The 20,894-nt window shown below is 50.3% G+C and carries 19 protein-coding genes; 6 read left to right on the forward strand and 13 right to left on the reverse strand.

Going from position 1 to position 20,894, the window contains the following annotated elements; translation table 11 throughout:
- From CSR04_RS01685 to CSR04_RS01725, 9 genes are all read right to left on the reverse strand, one after another.
- Complete coding sequence (locus tag CSR04_RS01685) at window positions 1–1,137, reverse strand: tetratricopeptide repeat protein (RefSeq protein ID WP_102794492.1); 1,137 nt, start codon at window positions 1,135–1,137, stop codon at window positions 1–3.
- Window positions 1,056–1,964, reverse strand: coding sequence for an ExeA family protein (locus CSR04_RS01690; protein ID WP_102794493.1), 909 nt, complete (start codon window positions 1,962–1,964; stop codon window positions 1,056–1,058). Before CSR04_RS01690 ends, CSR04_RS01685 begins: the two co-directional genes overlap by 82 nt.
- A 2-nt stretch (window positions 1,965–1,966) precedes the next feature.
- The gene (mshL, locus tag CSR04_RS01695; RefSeq protein ID WP_102794494.1) at window positions 1,967–3,631 is read right to left on the reverse strand and encodes a pilus (MSHA type) biogenesis protein MshL; all 1,665 of its coding nucleotides are present in this window, start codon (window positions 3,629–3,631) and stop codon (window positions 1,967–1,969) included.
- Window positions 3,621–3,950 (reverse strand): hypothetical protein, encoded by a 330-nt coding sequence (locus tag CSR04_RS01700; RefSeq protein ID WP_102794495.1) that lies wholly within the window; start codon window positions 3,948–3,950, stop codon window positions 3,621–3,623. The genes mshL and CSR04_RS01700 overlap by 11 nt, the downstream gene beginning before the upstream one ends.
- Window positions 3,951–3,952: 2 nt before the next feature.
- Window positions 3,953–4,597: a type II secretion system protein GspM gene (gspM, locus tag CSR04_RS01705; protein WP_172449201.1), complete on the reverse strand. Its 645-nt coding sequence runs from the start codon at window positions 4,595–4,597 to the stop codon at window positions 3,953–3,955.
- On the reverse strand, window positions 4,572–5,186 hold the full coding sequence (locus CSR04_RS01710) for a PilN domain-containing protein (RefSeq protein WP_102794497.1): 615 nt from the start codon (window positions 5,184–5,186) through the stop codon (window positions 4,572–4,574). Before CSR04_RS01710 ends, gspM begins: the two co-directional genes overlap by 26 nt.
- A complete protein-coding gene (gene pilM / locus CSR04_RS01715; protein ID WP_146027081.1) occupies window positions 5,186–6,016 on the reverse strand; it encodes a type IV pilus biogenesis protein PilM in 831 nt (276 codons plus the stop codon). Before pilM ends, CSR04_RS01710 begins: the two co-directional genes overlap by 1 nt.
- A 439-nt stretch (window positions 6,017–6,455) precedes the next feature.
- Window positions 6,456–7,031, reverse strand: coding sequence for a single-stranded DNA-binding protein (locus CSR04_RS01720; protein ID WP_102794499.1), 576 nt, complete (start codon window positions 7,029–7,031; stop codon window positions 6,456–6,458).
- A 55-nt stretch (window positions 7,032–7,086) separates the two neighbouring features.
- Window positions 7,087–8,439: an MFS transporter gene (locus CSR04_RS01725; RefSeq protein WP_102794500.1), complete on the reverse strand. Its 1,353-nt coding sequence runs from the start codon at window positions 8,437–8,439 to the stop codon at window positions 7,087–7,089.
- Between the two features lie 185 nt (window positions 8,440–8,624).
- On the opposite strand from CSR04_RS01725, the gene uvrA reads away from it, so the two are divergent.
- Genes uvrA through CSR04_RS01740 form a run of 3 tightly spaced genes read left to right on the forward strand, consistent with a single transcriptional unit; the run spans window position 8,625 to window position 12,572 of the window.
- Window positions 8,625–11,453 (forward strand): excinuclease ABC subunit UvrA, encoded by a 2,829-nt coding sequence (uvrA, locus tag CSR04_RS01730; protein WP_102794852.1) that lies wholly within the window; start codon window positions 8,625–8,627, stop codon window positions 11,451–11,453.
- A gap of 28 nt (window positions 11,454–11,481) precedes the next feature.
- Window positions 11,482–11,880 (forward strand): acyl-CoA thioesterase, encoded by a 399-nt coding sequence (locus CSR04_RS01735; protein WP_102794501.1) that lies wholly within the window; start codon window positions 11,482–11,484, stop codon window positions 11,878–11,880.
- Window positions 11,877–12,572: a 2OG-Fe(II) oxygenase gene (locus CSR04_RS01740; protein ID WP_102794502.1), complete on the forward strand. Its 696-nt coding sequence runs from the start codon at window positions 11,877–11,879 to the stop codon at window positions 12,570–12,572. Before CSR04_RS01735 ends, CSR04_RS01740 begins: the two co-directional genes overlap by 4 nt.
- Here the strand turns inward: CSR04_RS01740 and CSR04_RS01745 are convergent.
- Window positions 12,569–14,188 (reverse strand): methyl-accepting chemotaxis protein, encoded by a 1,620-nt coding sequence (locus tag CSR04_RS01745; protein ID WP_102794503.1) that lies wholly within the window; start codon window positions 14,186–14,188, stop codon window positions 12,569–12,571. The two genes, CSR04_RS01740 and CSR04_RS01745, sit on opposite strands and share 4 nt — an antisense overlap.
- Window positions 14,189–14,484: 296 nt before the next feature.
- On the opposite strand from CSR04_RS01745, the gene CSR04_RS01750 reads away from it, so the two are divergent.
- Window positions 14,485–15,639 carry a porin family protein gene (locus CSR04_RS01750; RefSeq protein WP_102794504.1) on the forward strand — a complete coding sequence of 385 codons (1,155 nt, stop codon included), beginning with the start codon at window positions 14,485–14,487 and terminating at the stop codon, window positions 15,637–15,639.
- 12 nt (window positions 15,640–15,651) lie between these two features.
- Window positions 15,652–16,068 (forward strand): type 2 periplasmic-binding domain-containing protein, encoded by a 417-nt coding sequence (locus CSR04_RS01755; protein WP_102794505.1) that lies wholly within the window; start codon window positions 15,652–15,654, stop codon window positions 16,066–16,068.
- A gap of 58 nt (window positions 16,069–16,126) precedes the next feature.
- On the opposite strand, the gene CSR04_RS01760 is transcribed toward CSR04_RS01755, so the two are convergent.
- The 3 genes from CSR04_RS01760 to ppa all read right to left on the reverse strand — a co-directional run bounded on the left by CSR04_RS01760 (window position 16,127) and on the right by ppa (window position 18,451).
- Window positions 16,127–16,585 (reverse strand): DUF3299 domain-containing protein, encoded by a 459-nt coding sequence (locus tag CSR04_RS01760; RefSeq protein ID WP_102794506.1) that lies wholly within the window; start codon window positions 16,583–16,585, stop codon window positions 16,127–16,129.
- 4 nt (window positions 16,586–16,589) lie between these two features.
- Entirely contained in the window at window positions 16,590–17,807 is a 1,218-nt protein-coding gene (locus CSR04_RS01765) for an MFS transporter (protein WP_102794507.1), read from the reverse strand.
- Between the two features lie 95 nt (window positions 17,808–17,902).
- Window positions 17,903–18,451, reverse strand: coding sequence for an inorganic diphosphatase (ppa, locus tag CSR04_RS01770; RefSeq protein ID WP_102794508.1), 549 nt, complete (start codon window positions 18,449–18,451; stop codon window positions 17,903–17,905).
- 371 nt (window positions 18,452–18,822) lie between these two features.
- Between ppa and CSR04_RS01775 the strand changes: the two genes are divergently transcribed.
- Window positions 18,823–20,817 carry a sodium-translocating pyrophosphatase gene (locus CSR04_RS01775; RefSeq protein WP_102794509.1) on the forward strand — a complete coding sequence of 665 codons (1,995 nt, stop codon included), beginning with the start codon at window positions 18,823–18,825 and terminating at the stop codon, window positions 20,815–20,817.
- Window positions 20,818–20,894 lie beyond the last annotated feature (77 nt).

Below are 20,894 nucleotides of genomic sequence, written 5' to 3' on the forward strand. Positions count from 1 at the left end.
CTATTCCTCCCCCAGCGCCCTGAGACGTTGTTCAACAAAGGCGAGTAACGGCGTTGATAAGCGACTGTCCCGGCTCAGCCACAGATAATGTGCCCTTGCCTCAGCGAATTGCCCCATTTGGTCCAGGCTGACAGCCAGGCCTAACCGCCACTCAGGCTTGTCAGGCTGAAATTGAGTGAGTCTTTGATAGTCCGCAACGGCCTGATTAAACATACCCTGCTGCTGGGCAATTTGGCCTCGCAAAGCATAGTAGTCGGCGCCAGACACCAATGCAGGTTGCTTAGCCATCAGCACAGTCAAAGCCTGTTCAGGTAGTTTTTCTACTATCAGTAAGCGGGCCAGCATCAGGCGTGTTCGGTACTCGTCAGCATCCTGGTGTAAGCCATCTTCCAATAACTTTCTGGCAAGGGCCGATTTGCCCTGAGCAAACAGCAGTTCCGCCAAATGCTGACGAACGCCATGTGCGTCGGGTCGCATCTCCAGCATTTGCATCAGAAGCCTTTGGGCATCGGCATTGCGCTTTTCATCCAACGCGATTTTTGCCCTGGCCTTTAATTCAGCCCAACCACTGTCTCTCTCTGGCGTTCTGGCAGAAATACTCAGTTGTCCCTTGGGTGTGGATTCGCGCTTTTGCTCTATGGGTTCGGCCACGTTTGATGTTGCTACGTCTGGTTCTGGCACAACCGCATTTTCAGTGGCATCGCTATTCGGCGCTGATTGTTGCGGGGCTGGTTGTATTGGGGCTTCTGATTTGTCGTCCCCGGGGATGGACGCCGCTAAACTTTGTGCCTCAGTGTTAGCAGTTGGCTGCGACTGTGGCTGTGGCTGTGGCTGTGGCTGTGGCTGTTCAGAACCCTGGTATGGCGTGGGTGCAGTTGAAAAGTCTAACCAATGGGGTGCCAGCCAGACACTGAGCAGCAGTAACAAACCCAGGGGCAACACCCCAAATAACCACCATAGCGAGCGACGCCTGGCGGGTGGCTGATACTCACCACGATAGTCATTTCCAGCTACCTGACGCTTTTCCAGGTCCTGCAGCATTTTATTGACGACACTCATAAATATCTTACCCACAGCCAGTAACCCGCTGCGACTGACAAAACCGAGCAAAGCAACACGAATGACCAGATCCGCCATATATGCCCATCACGCCTGACAGCCGCCTCTGTATCAATGATAGCGAGCTGCATATGGCCAGGCTCAACCTGCTGTTTGCCCTCACCAAAGGCCAGCATTAGCGCTTTATGGCAGAGCACGTTGACCAGTCTGGGGGTGCCTTGTGACGCCCGGAAAAGCATCTTGCAACATGCCCGGCTAAAGACGTCTGAACCCCGATAACCCGCAACCTGCAAGCGGTGACGCACATACTGCACCAGTTGTTCAAGGTCCATAACATCGAGACGATAACTGAATCCAATACGCTGTTTTAATTGACGAAGTTCAGGTAAATCCAATTTCTGGTCGAGTTCTGGCTGACCAAACAGCACCACCTGCAACAATTTATGGGATTCGGTTTCAAGGTTGCTGAACAGCCTTAATACCTCAATACTTTCCACCGGTAATGCCTGCGCTTCATCAATAATCAATACCACTGCCTGACCCTGGCGATGAATCTCTATCAAACGCTGCTCTATACGTAGCGTAAATTCCTGCTGGTCTACCGGTCCGTCAAAAGCCACGCCCAATTCACGGGCTACTGCGGTTCTTAGCTCAGCAGGTGATAAACAGGGATTAGGAATATAGGCAGACACAAAATGGTCGGGTAACTCATTCAGCAATTTGCGACACAACAGGGTTTTGCCGGTTCCTACTTCACCCGTCACTTTGATAAAGCCCTCGCCGGTTTTCAGAGCCAGGGTAAGCACCTCTATGGCCTGCTTATGACTCGGCAAGCCAAAGTAGTAGCTGGTATTGGGGGTCAGCGTAAAGGGCAATTCTCTGAGTCCGAAATGATACAAATACATAGTCAGTTTGTGCTAATCCAGTCTTGTACCTGGTCACGGCTTTGCATCAATTGCCTACGCCAGGTATCCGGTCCCACCACTGTGGGTCTGAGCAGGATGATCAGCTCCTTTTTCTGCTCTATTTTGCGGCGGTTTTTAAACAATTCACCCAGTAGCGGAATACTGCCCAGTACCGGCGTTTTGGAATGACTCTCACTAATGATGGTTTGCATCAATCCGCCTATCACCACAATTTCACCGGAGCGGGCATGAATAATAGTGTCTGATTCACGAATGTTGCTTTGCGCCAGAGGCAGTACAAAACGTTCTTCATTCAGTGTGACCACTTTCTCCTGTTCCTGGGTTTCAATCACCGACGGATGCACATGTAACAATACGCTGCCTCCCTGATCGATCTGCGGCGTCACATCCAGGGCAATGCCGGAGAAAAATGGGGTCAGTTCAATATTGGGCGTAACCGCCGTGGTGGAGGAACTGATGGTACTCTGACTGGACACATCGGTGACAAAGTACTCGTCATCCCCCACTTTTATTACGGCTTTCTGATTATTGATGGCTGTTACTCTGGGGCTGGACAGCACTTGCACATTGCCCTGGGTGGACAGCAGGTTGATGACGCCGTTAAAGTCCTGATTAACAAAGGCCAGACTGGCAGCGCCGCCCAGGCTGCTGCTGATATTGTTGCCCAGATTAAAACCGGAGGTGGAAAAACGAAAATCCGTACTGCCCACATGCGCCAGCACCTGATTCCAGTTTACCCCTTGTTGATACTCATCATTGAGCGACACTTCGATAATCCTGGCTTCCAGAATAACCTGACGCTGTACGGTTTGTTGCGAGCGTTCAAGATAGTCACGGATACTGCGCAGCTCATCAGGCATCGCCCGCACTGTCACCAACCCCGCCTGGGGGGAAACAATCACGCTACGACCATTGTCGGAACCCACTAAAGCACGCAAGGCTTCCTTGAGATCTTTCCAGAAATCAGTCTGGGTGCGGGTAAGGATATTGGTGCCATTGATATTGTTATTCAGGTTGCTGTTATTACCATACTGATTACCACCAGTCTGGCTGTTACCGCCAAAGTTATTCGAACCGCCGTTATTGGCTTGATTATTGTTACTGTCGAACTGAGACACTCCACCAGACATAATACTGGATTGGGTACTGCCATCCCGACTCATCAGCAGGTAATTCACCGAAAATGTTTCGGTGCGCATCCCTGAGGGGTATATCCGAAAAACACTGCCACTGCGCTGAATGTCAAATCCGTAAAGTTCCTCTGTCAAATCCATGGCTTCCATCAAAGTAACCTGTTTCAAATCCAGAGTGACCTTGCCCTGTACTTGCGGATGAATCGCGACGCTAAAGGGCGTGTCTTGCACCAAGCCGGAAAAAAATGTCGCGGCATCGACCTGCTCAGCCTTGATATCGAACCTGTCATCGCCAAACAGCGAGGGTTCCGGGTTGCTGTTGCCAGCCCCGTTTGCCAGTGCGGCCGCCACAGCCGCGGGCACTTCTTGCAGTGGTGTACGGCTGGCGGGTTGCAGGCCACTTTGCTCTGTCACTGCCTGCTCCAGCTTAGCCGCTGTGGTTTTTCCCGCATCATTGCTTTGACAGGCCACCAGATGTAGAGCAACCAATAGCAAACAGAATCTAGAACCCATCAAACTTATCCTTAATGATTGCGGCATGTTTAAATGTCACCCGCTTTTCAATACCTTGCTGCTGAAAGCTGATGCCCCGACGGTCAATGGCCGTGACTAGCATGCCGTTAAACTCATCGCCAACATGTAAAATTCGTTGATTTACGATGGCGTACGCACTGTCATTACCCAGGAATATGGCGCTGACTTGGATGGCCGCTTCACCCCCTGGCGGCCCGGAAGCGCTCTGGACTTGTATGTCTGGCGGCTTGGTAGGATCAGGCAGTGCCTGTGCACCAATGGCAATCAACGCTACACAGCAACAAAACAGTCTTTGCATCCTCATACTCCCACGAAGGCCTTACCCGTACTTAAGGTATAAAGCTGTATATGCAATTGTGCGAGTGGGTATTCGGTTACCTTGTAATCAAACTCCTGCCAATAAAAACGCCAGGGCAACGACTGGATATGCTGCAGATAGGCCTGAATGGCAAAATAACGCCCCTCCACGACCAGCACCAAGCTCTGCTGATATAAACTGATATCTTCCGTGCTCATCTCGGCATCCAGCATGCTACGTGGTAGCAGGGAATAAAGCGCCACTAATTTCAGCTCATTGTGCTGAGCTAGCAATTGTTGCAGCACCTCTTTCATTCTGGATGCCGGAATAAGTTCACTGCTCTGCGCCAAAAACCTTTGATTCAGCACATCCTGCTGCTGCAATAAAGCGGCAATACGATTGTTCAGTGGTGCATCCGGGTCGGAACTGGCCGCCTTGAGTTCGCTAATCTGCGCCTGCACGGTGTCAATTTCCATTATTCGGTGAGTATGGCGAGTTTCAAGCTGTTGTATGCTGGCGAACAAAGGCGCAACCAGCATCATCCAGCCGCCGTAACCAATCAGCAACAGCCCGGCCAGCAGCGTGCCGACACGCTCCCTTAAGGTGCGGGCAACGAAGCTTTCACTGATTTTCTGAAAACGCTTCATGCTGTTCCTTGTTGGCCAGTTCGGAACTGAGCATAAACTGCAAGTTGTCCTGCTCATCCCGGTTCAGTTGGATTGTGGCAAACTCCTGGCCCTGAAAGTTTGGCGATTGTGCCAACTGCGCCAGCCAGTCTGGTACAGCGCTCCCTTCTGTTGTTCCTCCCTGCAGGAGCAGTTGGTCGTCCACCACCCTGATTCTGTTTAGCCATACCTTCTCATGGTGATACTTTGCCAGGTCCAGCATCAGCGTGGCATATCCACCGTTGGGCTGATGCTGCTTCTGTAACAACGACAGAATTTGTTGTCGCAATGCGACTTGCTTTTGCAATTCCACCACACGTTGTGCAAGAGTTTCGCTTGGCTCTTGGTGCATAAGTTGTGCCTGGTTACGCAAGTTTGTCCGTTCTGCTTGCAGGCGTTGCTCCTGACTGCTATCCAAACTTTGCCACTGCGCCAACTGGTCACTTGCATACCACCAACTGCCACCAACCAAGCCGATGGCTAATATCCAGATACAAAACACAAAAGACAGGGTGATCAATTCATATCTTGGTCGCAGTTCTTGTGGATAAAGATTGACCCGAAATTTCATCACTGCCCCTCATGCATTTGTCGCATGGCCGCTCCTAAACTGGTCGCACTCTCAGAGGAAAATATCAGGCCGTCCTCTTTTGTCAGTCTGGGTTCGATGACCTGGGTTTCCAGCAAGGTCGCTTGCTGCAACAGTTGCGACAATTCGCCAAGAAAGGGAGTATCAATACAAACCAGCAGACGTTTAACCGGCGCCTGACGCAACTGGCTGTCGAAATAGTCCATAGATCGCTGGATTTCCAGGCTCAGACTGTCTGCCACGCCCTGATGAATTTGTTCCAGGCCGTAGCTGCTGAGTTGCTCATATCCGCGTAATCGACGGGTAAAATAAAGTTTTTCGTCTTTGATAATACTCAGGGAAATTTCTTCACCGGGTTCCTGCAATAAGGTGATTTGAGCTTCTGCGCAGGCTTCAAGCAGGTCACACTGACTAAGTTCTTCTATGCCAATACTGTTGAGTGTTAATCCAGCACTATGTACTCCCTCAACCACCTCTTCCACTAATATGCGAGGCACAGCCACCAGATTAATTTTGTTCATTCCCGTGGCCTGAGCAGGCATATCAAAATAGTCCACCAACATATCTTCTTCAGTAGCCAGCAACTCTTTTACTGACCAACGCAGCGCCTGGACCAGTTCGCTGTCTGGCACGGCTGGCCGTTCCACTTGTAAAAGCTGATATCTGTTAGTAGAAAAAACCAGATGACAGGGCGTATTTTGCGCCCGGTTATCGTTAACCCAATCCGTCAGGCCAGATTGCCAGTCATGAATATCGATTTTATGTTGCGCGACCCAATATGGCTGACCATCCTTGAGGGCAAGAAGAGACAAGAGGAGACTACGCTGGCCAAATTCCAGACCAACCGAATAATAGTTTGCAGGTTTTCGGAACCTGCTTTTTAAGACATCCCCCCAACCAAGACGCATCATCACTTTGCAGTCATTATAATTATTTCCACTAATTACATCAGACATTTACCTATTTAACCAGTTTTTCTGGTCGTGCTCAAAACAGGGTCAGACCAGCACTAACCAATAGATAAAGTTTCGTGCCAAATAGGTTTACTGCCTTTGCCATCCTTACAGTTTAGACATATTTTATCCCAGCCTTACCCTGACCTTGGCAAGCAAGCATCGCCGTTCCTGTTCATCCCTGAACCCACGGCATACGACCGCCAAGGAGGGCGGAAGTGACGAAAATGCAGGAGCAGTTTTTCGTCCCGTTCATCCTGAACATAAAAAAGGCCTCAGTTGAGGCCTTTAGTAAACGTTAGAATGGGATATCGTCATCAAAATCGAAATCAGGTTCAGGCATATTGCCTGGCTGCTGAGGCGTATTTTGCTGCCCACGGCCCTGGCTGGCATTCTGCTGATATTGATTGCCCTGATACTGACCACCCTGGTACTGGTTTTGTTGTGGCTGAGCGAAGCCCTGACTCGGAGTACCACCTTGCTGAGGCTGCGCCTGATTGGGGCGGGCCTGATACTGGCCCCCTTCCTGACCACCGGCGCGACCGCCCAGCATTTGCATCTGGTCGGCAATAATCTCTGTGGTATATCTGTCCTGGCCACTTTGGTCCTGCCATTTGCGGGTCTGCAGCTTACCTTCAATATAAATCTGGCTGCCTTTACGCAAATATTCACCGGCCACTTCCGCCAGGCGGCGGTACATGGTCACCCGATGCCATTCCGTGCGCTCCTGAATTTGACCACTTTGATCTTTCCAGCTTTCCGATGTCGCCAGATTCAAATTGGCCACGGCGTTTCCGTTAGGCATATAACGCACTTCAGGATCCTGCCCCAGGTTACCAACCAGAATGACTTTATTGACGCCTTTGCTTGCCATAATTGCTCCTCTTGTCCGCTGAACCCAAATACGGCTGCAGCGTCATAAATTTACGTTAACTTACCAGACCCAGTTGTTGCCTGGCCTTTTGCAGGTTGAACTCGCGACTATCCACCTTAAGGTACAAAACGCTTTCGTCTTCAACCAAGGTGATATCCCGTATCCCTGCCATTTGCGAAACCTGCTTCAGGCTGTCCTGAATAGGCTGAATTCGTGGATCCAAACTCAGCGCATAACGCTTAAGATGGATACTACCACTCCCTAAACCTCTGATCAGCCCCAGCCACAAAAGGCACATAAGTGCAGCAAACAAATAGCTGAACTGACCAGCACTGAACTGATTCAACAGGCCTGATACCAGGCCGCCGGCGAAGGCTCCGAAAAACTGGAAACTGGCATAGGCTCCCATGGCAGATCCCTTTTTGCCTGCTGGTGCCAGGTTCGACACCATAGCAGGTAGGTTCGCTTCCAGGTAGTTAAAGCCAGTGAAAAACAACCAGCAAAACACCAACAGAGCTGCCAATGGCGCTTGTTGCCAGGCCATCGCCAGCATACTTGAAGCCAGCAATATAATGCTGAGATAAATCATCGATTTTTGCCGGCCTTGCCGACTCACGCGCATCAGCAGTGCCATGGCAAATACCGATAACAACAGTACAGGCAAATATAGCATCCAGTGCTCGGCCAGTGGCCAGTTTTCACTAACCAGACGCTTAGGTAAGCTAACAAACATCAGCGTCATCAGCATATGCAATAGGGCGACGCTGATATTCAGCCGCAGCAGGGCCTTGTCTGCCAGTAACCTGCCCACATCAGCCAGTTTGGGAAGCGTGTCACCACTGGGTGAAATATTCTGTGCCCCGGGCACCACAAACAATACCAACGGTATACAGATCAGAGCCGCCACGGCGGTAAAGCCAAAGATGCCGGCAAGCCCCTGTTTTTCCGCCAATAGCGGGCCAAGTAGCAAGGCCAGATAAAAAGAAAAACCAATGGCAATACCGATAATGGCCATGACTTTGGGACGCTGGTTCTCTCGGCTGATATCGCCAGCCAGCGCCATAACCGCACCGGCCACCGCACCGGCGCCCTGCATAATACGCCCGATAACAACCCACAGCAGGGTATCTGCCTGAGCAGCGACCAGACTGCCCAGTGCAAACAGCACTAACCCCAGAATAATAACGGGTTTTCGACCAAGGCGATCGGAAAGCAAGCCCATTGGAATTTGTAACATGGCCTGCGTCAGCCCATACCCACCAATCGCCAGGCCGACCAACAACGGAGAGTAATCAGGGTAAGACAGGGCCAGCACGGCCAATACCGGCATCACCATAAACAGGCCCAGCATTCGCAGTACATAAACGGTGGCCAGGGACAACGCCCCTCGCAATTCGGTATTGTTCACAACAACTTAGTGTTTTATATCAGGTTTTCTTCACAGAGCAGATTGCAGCTCCCATTCGGCCGCGCAGTGTAACACAGCAGACACTAAGGCAGAACGAAAAAGCAGGATTCAGATATTTTGTTCGTTTCCAGGGCAAGGGTTATGCAATACTAGGGGTTTCGTTTCCCTGCTCAGGTGTGTTTTTTGTGGACAAAATAGAAGTACGTGGCGCGCGCACTCATAACCTTAAGAACATCAGTGTAACCCTGCCCAGGGACAAGCTGATTGTGATCACCGGCTTGTCCGGTTCCGGTAAATCATCCCTGGCATTTGATACCCTGTATGCCGAAGGACAACGCCGGTATGTCGAGTCCTTGTCGGCTTACGCCCGTCAGTTTCTGTCCATGATGGAAAAACCGGATGTCGATCATATCGAAGGCTTATCACCGGCCATTTCCATTGAACAGAAATCCACGTCACATAACCCGCGCTCTACCGTGGGTACCATTACCGAAATTTACGACTATCTGCGTCTGTTGTTTGCCAGAGTTGGGGAGCCTCGCTGCCCTGATCACAATGTGCCGTTAGATGCCCAGACCATCAGCCAGATGGTGGACAAGGTCCTGACCATGGAAGAGGGTGCCAAGCTGATGTTGCTGGCCCCTGTGGTACAAGAGCGCAAAGGGGAACATATTAAAACCCTGGAAAATCTGGCTGCGCAGGGCTTTATCCGGGCCCGTATCGACGGCGAAATCTGTGATTTGTCCGATCCGCCAACCCTTGATCTGCATAAAAAGCACACTATCGAAGTGGTGGTAGACAGATTCAAGGTACGTGACGATCTGCAATTACGTTTGGCTGAATCCTTTGAAACCGCCCTAGGGTTATCCGGTGGCACAGCCAAAATCGCCTGGATGGACGAGCCCGGCAAACAAGAAATCGTCTTTTCCGCCAACTTTGCCTGCCCTCATTGTGGCTACAGTATGGCAGAGCTGGAACCCAGATTATTTTCCTTTAACAACCCGGCTGGCGCCTGTCAGACCTGCGACGGCCTTGGCACCCGACAGTTTTTTGATGCCAGTAAGGTGATAGTCAATGAGGAACTGAGCCTGGCCGGTGGTGCCATTCGTGGCTGGGACAAACGCAGCTATTACTATTTCCAGATGCTACAGGCGGTCGCAGAACATTATCAGTTTGATCTCACCAAGCCCTTTAATGAGCTGGACAGCAAAGCCCGGGATGTGGTGCTAAACGGCAGCAAAGGAACATCCATTAAGTTCCGCTATATCAACGATCGCGGTGACGTGATGGAACGCAAACATCCGTTCGAAGGTATCCTGCCTAATATGGAGCGGCGTTACCGGGAAACCGAGTCCAATGCCGTGCGGGAAGAACTGGCCAAATACCTCAGTCAACAGCCCTGCGGCAGTTGTGGCGGCACCCGTTTACGCTTAGAAGCAAGAAACGTATTTATTAACGAAATCCGCCTGCCCACCGTCACCGATATGTCCATCGCCGAAGCCCTGGCGTTTTTCGAAAGTCTGGCACTGACCGGCAAACGGGCACAGATTGCCGAAAAGATCCTGAAGGAAATCCGTGACCGGCTGAACTTTCTGGTTAATGTGGGCCTGAATTACCTGTCAATGTCCCGCAGTGCCGACACCCTGTCCGGCGGTGAAGCTCAGCGAATCCGCCTGGCTAGCCAGATTGGCGCAGGTTTGGTCGGGGTTATGTACGTGTTGGACGAGCCCAGTATCGGCCTGCACCAGCGCGACAATGAACGTTTGCTCAGCACCCTTATCCATTTACGCGATCTGGGCAATACCGTGATTGTGGTTGAACATGACGAAGACGCCATCCGGGAAGCTGATTACATTCTGGATATCGGCCCCGGAGCCGGTGTGCATGGCGGCGAGATCGTCGCTGAGGGCAGCCTGGAAGACATAAAGAAAAGCGAGCATTCACTTACCGGAAAATACCTTTCGGGCAGAGAAAAAATAGAAGTGCCTGCGACGCGCACACCAAACCCGGACAACCTTTGGTTAGAACTGGATGGCGCCACGGGGAATAATCTTAAAGAAGTTAACTTGCGCCTGCCCATTGGTTTGATGACCTGTGTTACCGGAGTGTCCGGTTCGGGTAAGTCAACTTTGATTAACGACACTTTGTATGTAATAGCCCACAAAGAGCTGAACGGTGCCACTGTCGGCGAACCTTCGCCCTATCAGGCCGTGCGAGGTATGGAGCATCTGGACAAAGTGGTGGATATCGATCAAAGCCCGATTGGCCGCACACCACGCTCAAATCCAGCCACCTATGCCGGACTTTTCACGCCGATTCGTGAGTTGTTTTCCGGTACGCAGGAAGCCCGCTCCCGTGGTTATAAGCCTGGGCGTTTCAGCTTTAACGTCAAAGGCGGACGCTGCGAGGCTTGCCAGGGTGACGGTGTGATCAAAGTGGAAATGCATTTCTTGCCCGACATTTACGTACCTTGTGATGTTTGCAAAGGTAAGCGCTACAATCGTGAAACTCTGGAAATCAAATATAAAAACAAGAACATCCAGGAAGTGCTGGATATGACGGTGGAAGATGCCCGCGAGTTCTTTGATGCGATTCCAGCCTTAGCCAGAAAACTTCAGACCCTGATGGATGTGGGACTGTCTTATATTCGACTTGGTCAGAGTGCCACCACTTTGTCTGGCGGCGAGGCACAACGGGTTAAACTGGCCCGCGAGCTTTCCAAACGGGATACAGGTAAAACCCTGTACATTCTGGATGAACCCACTACCGGTTTGCATTTCCACGACATCAAGCAATTATTACAGGTACTGCACAGATTGCGCGACCACGGCAACACCGTAGTGGTGATAGAACACAATCTGGATGTGATTAAAACCGCCGACTGGTTGGTGGATTTGGGGCCGGAAGGTGGTAGTGGCGGCGGGCAGATAATAGCCCAGGGTACGCCCGAACAGGTGGCGGATTCACCGGTATCCCATACCGGACGTTTTCTGAAACCTATGCTGGCAGTCTGAGCCAGAAAAGCGGATAAGAGGGGCAAGCATGCTAAGCCAGGAATATGATGTACGCTTTTACGAAACAGACGCCTTACGCCATGTCAGCAATACTGTGTTGGCAGGCTGGTTTGAGGCTGCCCGAGAACCCATATTCCGGCTTTTTAGCCCAGAATTAGATCTGACCAACTGGCCATTGATTCTGGCCAGTTACAAAATCGATTTTCTCAGGCAGATTTTTTACGGCAAACCGGTGCAGGTACGCACAGGTATTAGTCGCATAGGCAAAAGTTCATTCGATGTGTATCAGGAAATCTGGCAGGACGAGCAACAATGCGCCACGGGTATTACCACTATGGTACATTTTGACTATGCAACTCAGTCATCTAAAGCCATATCTGAGCAGGTACGCAGTGAACTGATAAAGCTGAGCACGGAGGCCGCATGAGCCAGTTTATTGAAATTATCGATAATGCCCTGCCAACGGCGCTTTGCCAGGCACTGATCGAGCAGATAGACAACAGCCCCAATCGTCATGCGGGCCGCACAGGTGGCGGTGTGGACACCAGTAAAAAGGTTAGTGAGGATATTTCTATCACCAGCCAACCTGAGTTTGCAGGCTTGCTTCCCCAGGTGCTGCAAACTACCACCCAACAGGTGATGGGCTATTTTGCCAAATATTTTTTTGCCCTGATTGGTCCTATTGGCCTGACCGTACGACACCCCAAAACAGGCGAACCCGTCAAGCTCAGCCAGGACAACTTTGCAGAAGTCGGCCTGCCGAATTTGGCCAATCTGGTGCAGTATCTGTTTCGCCTTGGCGACATCAATGCGCAAAAGTATCCCGTGGCTCGTGGCGGTTACCCCTACTGGCATTCAGAAGTCTATCCGCAGGCGGGCGCCAATGATGCCTTACATCGTATTCTATTGTTTATGTTCTATTTAAACGACGTCGAAGAGGGCGGAGAAACTGACTTCTACTACCAGGATGTGTCCGTTCAACCCAGGGCTGGTAGGATGGTTATTGCTCCGGCCTATTTTACCCATACCCACAGAGGTCAGGTGCCACGCTCTAACGACAAATATATCCTGACCTCCTGGGTGTTGTTTAACCCTGCAGAGCAAATATATACAGCTTAAACCCGGAACTGTTTAGCGATAGCTTCCAGATTACCCGCCAATTCGGCCAATTCACGGCTGACCGACGCCAGCTTGGCCGAACTGGCGGAGGTTTGTTCGGTGCGATGATGGATTTCATCTACATGGCCGACAATACTTCTGGCCACCGACTGTTGTTCATCAGTGGCTCCGGCAATCTGCCGGTTCATATCGGTAATGCGATTAATCGTTGAAGTAATAACGCTCAAACTGTCGCCAGCTTTATTCGCGGTTTGTACACTGCCATTGGCGCGTTCAGTACCTTTTTCCATTACAGTTACGGCCGAACGGGCCGCATTTTGCAGTTGTTCTATGGTCGCCTGAATCTCTTCTGTGGATTGCTGGGTACGGGATGCCAGGGTACGGACTTCATCCGCCACGACCGCAAAACCTCGCCCCTGCTCCCCCGCCCTGGCAGCCTCAATGGCTGCATTGAGGGCCAGTAAATTAGTTTGTTCAGCAATGCCTTTAATCACATCCAGTACCGTACCGACTTTGTTAGAATCCGTTTCAAGCTTCTGTATCACCTCGGCTGACGCCCTGACATTGTCTGCAAGTTGCTGGATGCTCTGCACCGTTTCATCCACAACTTTTTGGCCCTGCCCGGCAGCACCACTTGCTTCCCCTGCGGCATCCGCTGCCAGAGCGGCACTTTGAGCAACACTGGCGACCGATTCACTCATAGTATCCACTGCTCGTTTGGCATGGGTCGCGGAATTCTGTTGAACATCTATGGTACGGTTTGTTTCTTCGGTCAGTTGGTGCAGGTTCTGGGCTAATTGTGAAAGTGGCAGACTGGCATTCACAATGTCTTTAACCACGGTCTGCAGCTTTTCCATAAACTGGTTGAACCAATGTACCAACTCGCCAATTTCATCCTGGCTCTTGGTTTGAATACGGACGGTTAAATCACCATCCTCCCTGGCGATATCTTTAAGCGAACGTACCACTTCCACAATACTGCCTTTGATACCAGTCACAATGGGAAATGCAGTAGCAAACAATATCACTGTGGTAATCAGTGCCATCACAATACCTGTACTAATTAAGGTATCGTTAGCTTCGTTGGAGTTCTGAAAAGCTTTCTCAAAAGCTTGTTGCTGCTGATCCCGGAACGTCGCCATGTGGCCTATGGCATTGTCATAGGACTGGTTCATCTGTTCAGATAATTCGCCAATTTTGGAAAAGTCAGCTGTCCCCTGCACCATGGACTCCGACAGACCAAATGCCACTTTATAGTAGTTATCAAAGCTACCACCGATTTTTTGAATGTCCGCACTGAAATCCGCACTCATGGCTGCGATGTCATCCAATGCGTTCCTTACTTCTGCGGCAATGTTGCTGGCTGCGGTAATGGCATCCTCATCCCCCGTGGTAACCGCACTGCTAAGAGTGTCTCTGAGTTTCTGCATCTGCACCAAAGTAGACGCCGAGCTTTGCAAAGCTGGAAACTGCACTTCCCTGGCCTGATCCAGCATAGTGCTGTTATTCAGCGCCGTAGAAACGGTAATAAGCAGGTAGATAACAAAACTTAAGGTCGCAATAACAGGAATTAGGAAAATTTTCGTCGCCACAGGCATTTTGTTAAGTATGTTCATGCTGAATCCTGGCCTTTAATGTGCTGCCACTGTTGTTAAACATAGTCTGCTTTTTTAACTGTAGCACTTTGACTTTATTAAACTTTCTCAGTTGAAATCGAATTTGCTGCAAAAATGTCAAAAATTCAGTCAGTCACTACATTACTGCCTCGTATAAGACAGAGGTTTAACCAAGTACAGCCAAGAACATGGCATTTGCAAGATTTTTTCGTTTTTCATTTCATGGCGAATTTCTAGACATTGCATATAGTTAGATTGTCAGCACAACTAAACTATAAGCATATGGGAGTACACAGATGAAACTCAGGTCTTTACCTGCTGTCTCGCTGCTTATCGTCTCACTGCCATTGTCAGCCGAAGTGACCATTAACGGTTTCGGGTCAGTGGTGGTCGGTGTCAGCGATGATCTGAACTTTCGCAACAATCTCTACGATAAAGACATTGGCTTTAAGCCACAAAGTAAATTTGCGCTGCAGGCTATGGCCGATCTGGGCGAAAATCTGTCGGTCACGGCCCAAATTCTGGCGAAAGGCGCAGATGATTTTGATGCTAATTTTGAATGGGCTTACCTTAGCTACGCGGTAAATGATTCAACAACACTGCGGGCCGGTAGATTGCGTATTCCTTTTTATCGCTATTCGGATTATCTGGATGTGGGCTTTGCCTATCCCTTCATTTCACCGCCTCGAACTATGTACAGCCTGCTTTTTTCCACCTATGACGGTGTCAGTGTGCTGCACAACTTCAGCCTCTCGAGTATCGACGTCAGCGTTAATGCCTACGCCGGGCGGGTGGAAGAAACGTTCTTTAGCACCACCACGCCAACGGCGGGGAAACTAAACAACGCAATGGGCATAAACAGCCAGCTTTCATGGCAGTCTTTCACCGCCTATGCCACTTATATGCAAACAGATGTGAACATTCCGGTGGTCACGGTTGAAGGACTAGCCGCACAGTTAAATCAAGCCGGTGTCCCGGTCAGCGTTACAGACAACTTACGCATTAATGACGATAAAGGCACCTTCCTCGGCTATGGACTAAGCTATGACGATGGCAGCCTGGTATTTAATGCTGAGAAGTCCCGGGTCGATATTGATGACTCGTTAAATCTGGTCAACAACCAGTGGTATGTAAACCTGGGCTATCGGGTACGTTCACTGCAACCCTATGTTTACTATGGTGAAGCTGAAACAGACCGAAATACGACAACGGCAGCCATGTTTCCGGCACCGTTCAGGCCGGGTATTCAGGCCGCATTTGATGGCCAGATGTATGAATTTACCGAAACAGGGCTTGGTATTCGCTGGGATTTCCATGACAGTGCAGCGTTAAAAGCTGAATATACTAAGTATGATGATATATGGGATAGAAATGCGGCCACCCAGGTTGGTAGTCAGGATCATAAAGAAAGCATGGATCAATTCCGGGTCGGCATCGACTTTATCTTCTGAGGAGAACAGACCATGAAATCAATCTTCAAAGTAACAGGTGCGGTATTGTTTGGCATGAGTCTGGCTGCCCAGGCTGAGGTGGCCGTGATTGTACATCCGTCCAATGGAGACAGTCTGAGTCAGGACGAAATACAAAGAGTATTCCTGGCAAAGACCAAAACATTCCCAAGCGGTGCACAAGCAGTGCCGATAGATTTCGACGATGGGGTTGCGGTTAAAGATATGTTCGTTAGTAATGTGCTTAGCCGCGACACATCCCAGATAAAAGCTTACTGGGCGAAATTGGTGTTTACGGGCAAGGCAAATCCACCCAAAACCGTGGCAACGGACAGCGAGATGTTAAGTCTGATCGCGGCCAATCCCAATATGATTGGTTACATCGATGCCGCCAAGGTCACAGCAGATGTGAAAGTGGTCGGCACTTTCTGAAGAAGCCTTTCAAACAGCCATACACAGAGTGCTTCAGGCACCCTGTGTATGCTGTTGCCTACTCGTAAGGTTCAACCTTTATCCCTTGCAGACTGTAGCCGACCGTGGCTATATCACCACTCCAGCCCTTAGTAGACAATTTGCCGGTTATCCAGACAGCATCATACAAACTCTCAACCGGGGTACCCTCAGCAAATTTTACGTAAACAATTTGATTAGGTGGTGGGGGTGGAACATGTATACAAGCCCCAAAATAAGGTACCAGCAAAAATTCCGTGAGCTTCTGGTCATCACCTTCCAAAGGCACCACAAAGCCCGGAATTCTGACTTCCTGACCGTCCAGTTCAGCCACTACCGGCGCATCCAGATTCATTTGTGCCATACTGTCGCCGTCGTGGCTGATACTTTGCTCAGGTGCCACGTAATCTTTGGGTACCATATCTTCCCAATACAAGTCTTTGGCCTCAGCCATTGCCAACATTGGCAACAACCCCAGGACAACCATTAGCATTCTCATCACTTCACACCTTTTCAACTGCAAGATCTGGCTGATTAGCCCAACCAAATGGATTTCTGCGCACCTCATTTCCCGGCATCGGCAGGGCCGGAATATTCAGCGACAACAACAACGAACAACAGGCAAACCCCGCGCCGACAAAAAACACCATACTAGGCGATACCAGCCATACCATGCCCAGTAGCGCCGGTATCACCACCGCCGCAATATGATTAATGGTAAAGCTCACCCCCGAGGTAGAGGCAATATCACGAGGATCGGCAATTTTCTGAAAATAGGTTTTCATGGCAATGGCCATAGCAAACAACAGGTGGTCGATAACATATAATGTCGCACCCAACCAAGCGGTTTCCACCAGGCCATAGCTGATAAACAGTATGATCAGACCGACATACTCAACCACCAGCGCCCGTCTTTCACCCACTCGCGCGATAAAGCGACCTATGCTCGGGGCAAACAACAAATTAAACACATAATTGAGCATAAAGAGTAAGCTGATTTCGCCCACACTGTAACCGAATTTCTCCACCATCATAAAGGCGGCAAACACCACAAAGATCTGCCGCCGTGCGCCACTGAAAAATGTCAGGCCGTAGTACAGCCAATAGCGACGACGCAATACCAGTTGCTTATGCTGGGTGCTAGGTTGGGAAAAACGCGGGAACAACAACCATAGGGTCAGTACAATAATCAGTCCCGCACCACCTGCCAGCATATACATTGCATTATAGCTAATACCCCACCACTCCATCAGAATCCAGATAGCACCGTAAGCCAGCAGCGAAGCACAGCTTTTTACTGCCAGTTGACGTCCCATAAACTCTGCGGTTTGCTGCTTGTCCAGCCACTGCAGGGTCAGTGACTGGTTAACCGTTTCAAAATAGTGGAAACCAATAGACATTAATACTGTGGTGGCGTACAGGCCATATTCAAACGGAAACCAGCCGGTCAATGCGATGCCGATGGACATCACCGCCACGGAAATTAATGCAAAGGTTTGTTCTTTGAGTACCAGCAGCACAAAAATGGCAGTAAACGCCAGAAACCCAGGCACTTCCCGCAAGCTTTGCAATAGGCCAATCTGCGCACCATTAAATTGTGCGGCGTCGATAACAAAGTTATTCAGTAACGCATTCCATACCGAGAAGGTCAGAGGCATGACAAAGGCCATGGCCAACAGTAAAAATTGCGGATTCTGACGGATAGCTTGCAAGGATGGCATGGGTAACCCAAAGCCGGGACAACGGACGGCAATTGTAGCCTTTAGGGCATAAAAAAGGCCAGCAATGCTGGCCCGATTTATATATGGAATTCGCCTTAGAACGCTGGTTTATCCGGCGTATCTTCGTAGCGTTTAACGCTGGACACAATTTCCGCTTTGGCAGCTTCAGCGTTGTCCCAGCCGTCAATTTTCACCCACTTGTTGGGTTCCAGATCTTTATAATGCTCAAAGAAATGTTCAATCTGATTACGCAGTAATTCAGGTACATCTTCGATGTCCTTTACATTGCGATAGATAGTAGACAACTTGTCCTTTGGTACTGCCAAAACCTTAGCGTCGGTACCTGACTCGTCTGTCATCTTCAGTACACCAACCGGGCGGCACGCAATCACAGAACCCGCCAGCAGAGGGAAGGGTGTGATAACCAGCACATCAACCGGATCACCATCTTCAGATAAAGTATGAGGCACATAACCGTAGTTAGTTGGGTAGTGCATGCAGGTGGCCATAAAGCGATCAACGAAAATCGCGCCAGATTCCTTGTCCACTTCGTATTTAACCGGGTCGGAGTGAGCCGGGATTTCAATAATTACATTCACTTCTTCAGGCAGGTTCTTACCTGCAGGAACGGCATTTAAACTCATGGCGGGTCCTTATCTTTAACAAAACGGGAAGTGCGCGGATTATACGTTTTTTAAACGGCAAATAAACAGCTTCAAACCAACCTCACGGAAAGACTTTGGTCTAAGTGACTGAATGTCTTACAGGAATGTACAGAGTATTAAGTTGCCGATTTAAACAACTCAGAACTCAACAGCGGTCTGATTAGGTGGGCAAAATTTCTGCAAATATTGCTGACAAGCTTCCATCAGGGGTCTATAGTGGTTGCGACTGTTGCTAAAAAGCCAAGTAAAAACAAAGGGGTTAGCTACTTTGTTGAGGTTGTAGCCAGGCCCCTGAGACCAGCCCACCGTGCAAATCGCACGGCTGTGCCTTGTTTAATTTTGGGGAAGCTATGACTGAAATATTCTATATACCGCCCGTATTGGGTCTTGTTGGCCTGCTCTTCGCGTTAGTTATTTATCTACTGATTAAACGCATACCCGTTACCAATCAAGCTATCGGCAGCATTGCTGATCAGATACACCTCGGCGCAATGGTGTTTATGCACCGTGAATACAAGATGCTGTTTATTTTCGCCCTGGTTCTGGGCATTGCCTTATATCTGTCGCTTGGTGCCAATACCGCTATCGCTTTCGCTGTAGGTGCCATTTGTTCTGCTTTGGCTGGCTATATAGGTATGTTCACGGCCACTAAGGCCAATGTCCGTACCACCCAGGCCGCACACGACCAGGGTGCAGCCGCAGCCCTGTCCGTCGCCTTTATGGGCGGCTCCATTATGGGATTATGTGTGGCATCCATGGGGTTATTGGGACTAGGCATGCTGTACTGGTTTTTTGGTGGAGATCCTGCCACGGCCCATGTTATCCATGGTTTTGGTATGGGGGCCTCCAGTGTGGCATTGTTTTCAAGGGTCGGTGGCGGAATTTTCACCAAGAGCGCAGATGTAGGCGCTGACCTGGTCGGTAAAATTGAAGCCGGCATTCCTGAAGATGACCCTCGCAACCCAGGCGTAATTGCCGACAATGTGGGTGATAATGTGGGTGACGTGGCTGGAATGGGCTCAGATATATTCGAGTCTTACTGCGGCGCGATGATTGCGACCATCGCTATTGCTTCCACCATGGCGCTGGATGGTCTCGGCAGCCGGGAGTCTATGATGTTCCTGCCCCTGGCGCTCGCATCAACCGGGTTATTATGTTCAGTGCTGGGTATTTTACTGGTCAAGGCGATGTCGGCCAGTAAACCCGATGTTGCATTGCGTGCTGGAACCATAGGCGCAGCAGTACTTTTTGTCGTGGCCGCTTATTTTGTTATTCAGCAGGTGGGCATTGACTATCATGTCTGGTGCTCAGTGGTCACTGGCGCTGTGGGTGGTATTGTCATAGGTCTGGTGACAGAATATTACACAGCGGCTTCTCCGATTCGTAAAATAGCTAAATCCGGTGAAACCGGCCCTGCAACCGTCATGATTACCGGCCTGTCGGTCGGTATGCAGTCTGTGGTGATCCCGGTGCTGACGCTGAGCGCTATTATCTATATTTCCACCAGCCTGTCTGGCCTGTATGGCGTAGGTATCGCGGCCGTAGGTATGCTGGCGACCGTGGGTATCACCATGGCCATTGATGCATACGGCCCGGTGGCTGATAACGCTGGCGGCATCGCAGAAATGGGTGGGCTAGGCAAAGAAACCCGGCAAATTACCGACTCGCTGGATGAACTGGGCAACACTACTGCGGCCATCGGTAAAGGTTTCGCCATTGGCGCGGCAGCCCTTGCTGCGCTGGCCATCATCGCCGCTTTTGTGGAAACCATGACCCATCACTATCCCGGTTTCACATTGCATTTAGGCAATCCTGAAGTGCTGGTGGGTATGTTTATAGGCGGTATCCTGCCGTTCTTAATTGCTTCAATTACCATGACCGCTGTGGGTGATGCTGCTTTTGAAATGATCCACGAAATTCGTCGCCAGTTTCGCGAGATAAAAGGCCTGATGGAAGGCGAAGCCAAACCTGATACTGCCCGCTGTGTGGACATTGCCACCACCGCAGCACTAAAGAAAATGATTCTACCTGGGGTGTTGGCTGTTGCCGTACCGCCACTGGTTGGCTTTGGCATTGGTCCCCATGCCTTAGGTGGCATGCTGGGCGGTGCACTGCTGGGTTGTGTGCTGCTGGCATTGATGATGGCAAACGCTGGCGGCGCCTGGGATAACGCCAAAAAATATGTTGAGAAGGGCAATCACGGTGGCAAAGGATCTCCAGTACACGCTGCCGCCGTGGTGGGCGACACTGTAGGTGACCCATTCAAAGATACCTCCGGGCCGGCCATGAATATCCTGATTAACGTAATGGCCATTGTCAGTCTGGTGATTGCACCACTGCTTTAAGCGCTATCCCCCAAAAAGGCTGCAGTAGCAGCCTTTTTCGTTTGCGAGGACCAGATTTTTTACTTTCACCGACTTTT

The organism is Bowmanella denitrificans (genome assembly GCF_002887595.1).
In the GTDB taxonomy this organism is placed as follows: domain Bacteria; phylum Pseudomonadota; class Gammaproteobacteria; order Enterobacterales; family Alteromonadaceae; genus Bowmanella; species Bowmanella denitrificans.